The 3,912-nt window shown below is 75.5% G+C and carries 3 protein-coding genes and 1 pseudogene; 2 read left to right on the top strand and 2 right to left on the bottom strand.

The window, feature by feature from the left end; genetic code table 11:
- Positions 1-259: 259 nt before the first annotated feature.
- Both FNQ90_RS15225 and FNQ90_RS15230 read left to right on the top strand, forming a co-directional pair.
- The gene (locus tag FNQ90_RS15225) at positions 260-922 is read left to right on the top strand and encodes a hypothetical protein (protein WP_182606879.1); all 663 of its coding nucleotides are present in this window, start codon (positions 260-262) and stop codon (positions 920-922) included.
- 447 nt (positions 923-1,369) lie between these two features.
- On the top strand, positions 1,370-1,903 hold the full coding sequence (locus tag FNQ90_RS15230) for a sigma-70 family RNA polymerase sigma factor (protein WP_194432558.1): 534 nt from the start codon (positions 1,370-1,372) through the stop codon (positions 1,901-1,903).
- A 109-nt stretch (positions 1,904-2,012) separates the two neighbouring features.
- Here FNQ90_RS15230 and mqnC read toward each other — a convergent pair whose 3' ends face one another.
- Together mqnC and FNQ90_RS15240 are read right to left on the bottom strand one after the other, a co-directional pair.
- Complete coding sequence (gene mqnC, locus FNQ90_RS15235; protein WP_182606881.1) at positions 2,013-3,209, bottom strand: cyclic dehypoxanthinyl futalosine synthase; 1,197 nt, start codon at positions 3,207-3,209, stop codon at positions 2,013-2,015.
- A 99-nt stretch (positions 3,210-3,308) separates the two neighbouring features.
- Positions 3,309-3,912 (bottom strand): annotated as a pseudogene (locus FNQ90_RS15240) (hypothetical protein); the annotation flags it as partial.

Below are 3,912 nucleotides of genomic sequence, written 5' to 3' on the forward strand. Positions count from 1 at the left end.
GGCTTGGATGGTCATGGATGACTCCTGTGGGGGGAGTACGGATCGGGGACATCGGGACCGGGGCGCCCCGCCGGCCCGGCGGCACCCGTTCAGCAGTCGTCCGGGCCGCCCGGTTGGTTCCCCCGAACTCCACCGATGAGTGTGATCTGGCTCATACCGAATGGCGGGGGTGGTCCTCCCGGCCGATTTCTTGTCACCGGTCGCACAAATCCGTGCCCCACCGTTCTCCGTGCCCCGGCGCGCTGTCACCATGAGCCCCATGTCCACCGGTCCGGCTCTCCGTCTCGCACGCGCCGTGTTCTTCGCGGCCGTGTGCACGGTGACGACCGCCGGCGGACACGTCCTGATGTCGGGGCACGGCGTCGCCCCCGGGCCGCTGCTCGCCGTCCTGGTCGGCCTCGCGCTGTGCGCGCTGCCGGCGACCGGGCGGGAACTCGCCGGCCGGGTGATCATCGCCGCGACCGTCGCCGCGCAGTTCGCGTCGCACACGCTGTTCACCCTGCTGCCCGCCGGCCCGCACCCGACCGGGGCCGTCCACGGGAGCGCGGCCGGGACCGCCGCGCACCACACCGGACACCCCGGGTTCACCGGACACGCCGGGCACGCGGTCGGCGAGGCCGGGGGCACGGCCCTCGGCCACGGTTGGACCCCCGGCATGGTCACCGCACACGCGGTGGCCGCCCTGTTCTGCGCGCTGTGGCTGTGGCGTGGTGAGGCCGCCCTGTTCGGCGCGGTGCGCGCCGGAGCGGCGCTGCTGGCCGAACCCCTGCGTCTGGTCGCGCGCGCCCGCGTCCACGGGAACGCCCCGGCACGGTGTTCCCGCACGGCCGTCGCGACGGACGGCGGGTTCACCCCCGTGCGCGCCGTCCTGCTGCGCCACGCCCTCTCCCGACGGGGCCCCCCTTCGCCCGCGGTGTGCTGAACCACCGCCCGTGCGCGCCGCGCGCCGGGCGAGGACCCGCTCGGCCGCGCCGACCGGGGACACCGACCACCGGCCCCCGCGCCACGGCCCGTCCGCCGTTTCCCGATCCGGCCGCGCCCCTCCCGGCACCGGCCCGACCGAACGGCACCGCGCACGGGGGTCGACGACCGCGAAGGATCCGCCGTGACATCCACGACCACCCCCGCGCCGACGACGCCCCGGACGCGGGTCGAGCACCGGCCGGCCCCGAACCTCCTTCCCCGGCCGCTTCCGTTCCCCGGACGGCCGGACGGCGGAGGCGGTTCGCCGGTCCCGCCCCCGGCGGGCCGGGGGTTCCCCGCGGCACCGGGCGCAGCGCCCGGGAGGGCCGACGAACAATCCTCCGGGGAGACGCCCCCGCGCCGGGACACCCGGGGCGAACGGGACTCCGCCGTCACCGCCCTCGCGCTGGCCGCCGGTCGGGGCGACCGGGAGGCCCTGGAGGCATTCGTCCGCGAGACCCGGAAGGACGTGTGGCGCTTCACCGCCCACCTCTCCGGCGACCTCGGGGCCGCCGACGACCTCACCCAGGAGACCTACCTGCGGGCACTGCGCGGCCTGGCCTCCTACGAGGGGCGTTCCTGCGCCCGTTCCTGGCTGCTCTCCATCGCCCGCCGGGCGGTGGTGGACCGGTACCGCTCCGCCGCCCGCCGACCGGTCCTCGCGACGGCCGAGGACTGGCGGATGATCGCGGAACGGACCCAGCCGCGCGGGGTGCCGGGGTTCGACGAGGGCGTGGCGCTGCGGGAGTTGCTGGAGCTGCTGCCGGCCGAGCGGCAGGAGGCCTTCGTGCTCACCCGCGTGCTCGGCCTGCCCTACGCGGAGGCGGCCCGGGTGATCGGCTGCCCGATCGGCACCGTCCGCTCCCGGGTGGCCCGGGCCCGGGCCGACCTGATGGAGGCGCTGACGCCCGTGTCGTCCGGGGTGGCGGTCGCCGCCTGACCCCCGGCCGGGGCGGAGCCTCCCGTTCCGCCCCGGCCGGGGGCACCGCCGCCCCCGGGCGGGTGCCCGGGGGCGGTCGGCACGGTCGCGGGCCGGGCGGCGCGTCCGCTCAGGAGGCGTCGAGCAGCTTCAGCTCCGGGTGGGCGCTGCCACCCTCGATCGCGGTCGAGGAGAGGTGGGAGACCACCTTGTCGTCCGCGGGGTCCAGCGCGGGGTCCTCGTGCACCACCAGGTGCTCGTAGGTGGTCGAGCGCTGCGCGGGCACCCGGCCGGCGGCCCGGATCAGGTGCAGCAGTTCCAGCCGGTTGGAGCGGTGCCTGGCACCGGCCGAGGAGACCACGTTCTCCTCCAACATCACCGAGCCCAGGTCGTCGGCGCCGTAGTGCAGCGAGAGCTGACCGATCTCCTTGCCGGTGGTCAGCCAGGAGCCCTGGATGTGCGCGACGTTGTCCAGGAAGAGCCGCGCCACGGCGATCATCCGCAGGTACTCGAAGACCGTCGCCTGCGTGCGCCCGCGCAGTTTGTTGTTCTGCGGCTGGTAGGTGTACGGGATGAACGCCCGGAAGCCGCCGGTGCGGTCCTGGACGTCGCGGATCATCCGCAGGTGCTCGATCCGCTCGGCGTTGGTCTCGCCGGTGCCCATCAGCATGGTGGTGGTGGACTCCACACCCGACCGGTGGGCGATCTCCATGATCTCCAGCCACCGCTCGCCGGACTCCTTGAGCGGCGCGATGGCGGTACGGGGACGCTCCGGCAGCAGCTCGGCACCGGCCCCGGCGAAGGAGTCCAGACCGGCCTCCTTCAGCCGGCGGATCGCCTCCTCGGGACCGACCCCGGAGATCCGCGCCATGTGGTCCACCTCGGAGGCGCCCAGCGAGTGGATCACCAGCTGCGGGTACGCCTCCTTGATCGCGGAGAAGTGCCGCTCGTAGTACTCCACGCCGAAGTCGGGGTGGTGGCCGCCCTGGAACATGATCTGCGTGCCGCCGAGCCGGACGGTCTCCTCGCAGCGCCGCAGGATGTCCGACAGGTCCCGCACCCACACGTCCTCACTCTTGGGGGGCGCGTAGAAGGCGCAGAACTTGCAGGCGGTGACGCAGGCGTTGGTGTAGTTGATGTTCCGCTCGATGATGTACGTCGCGATGTGCTCGGTGCCCGCGTAGCGGCGACGGCGCACGGCGTCGGCGGCGGAGCCCAGCGCGTGCAGCGGCGCGTGCCGGTACAGCTCCAGCGCCTCCTCGGGGGAGATCCGGCCGCCCTCGGCGGCGCGGTCGAGGACCGGCTGGAGCTCGGGGCTGCGGGCCATGGAGCGCGTCCCTTCGGCGAGGTGGGGCACCGGCCGCCCCGGGGCCCGGCCCCGGTCCGCGACGCCCGGTGCCGGGGTCGGATCCAGCGTACGCGGTGGTCAGCGGAGCCGGACGACGCCCTCGTGGGAGGCGTCGGGGTGCAGGGCACGGAAGTCGGCGGCCCTTCCGTCCCCGTCCACCGCCTCGAGCACGGTCTCGAAGACGCCGGTGGCGCAGACGCCGGGCGAGCCGGAGTCCTTCTCGTCGAGCTCGGCCTCGAAGCGCAGCTCACCACCCTGCCCGTCGACGGAGACGAGGGTGAGCACGTCGGTGCAGGTGCTCGGACCGATCAGCGGGGTGTGCGTCATGCTCCCCACCCGCTCGCCGACGCCGCCGGCCTCCAGGACGATCTCCACCCGGCCGGAGGGGATGCCGCCGAGCATGGTGACCTCGCCCTCCCACGTGCCGATCCAGGCGGCGGGCAGCGCGTCCGCCCCGGGGGGCCCGTCCGGGTCGCCCTCCCCCTCCGGAGAGGCACCGGGGTCGGGGACGGGCCCGGGGTCGGTCCCGGTTCCGCCGGCCCCCTCCGCCGGTTCGGCGTCGGTGTCGGCGTCGGCGTCGGCGTCGGTGGACTCCGCCGGTTCCGTCGGCGTGCCCGGGCCGGCGGACGCGGCGGAGCCGTCGCCCCCGCCGGGACCGGTGGCCCCCTCCCCGTCGAGCAGC

The sequence above is a fragment of the Streptomyces alkaliphilus genome (assembly GCF_014141535.1).
GTDB lineage: Bacteria > Actinomycetota > Actinomycetes > Streptomycetales > Streptomycetaceae > Streptomyces > Streptomyces alkaliphilus.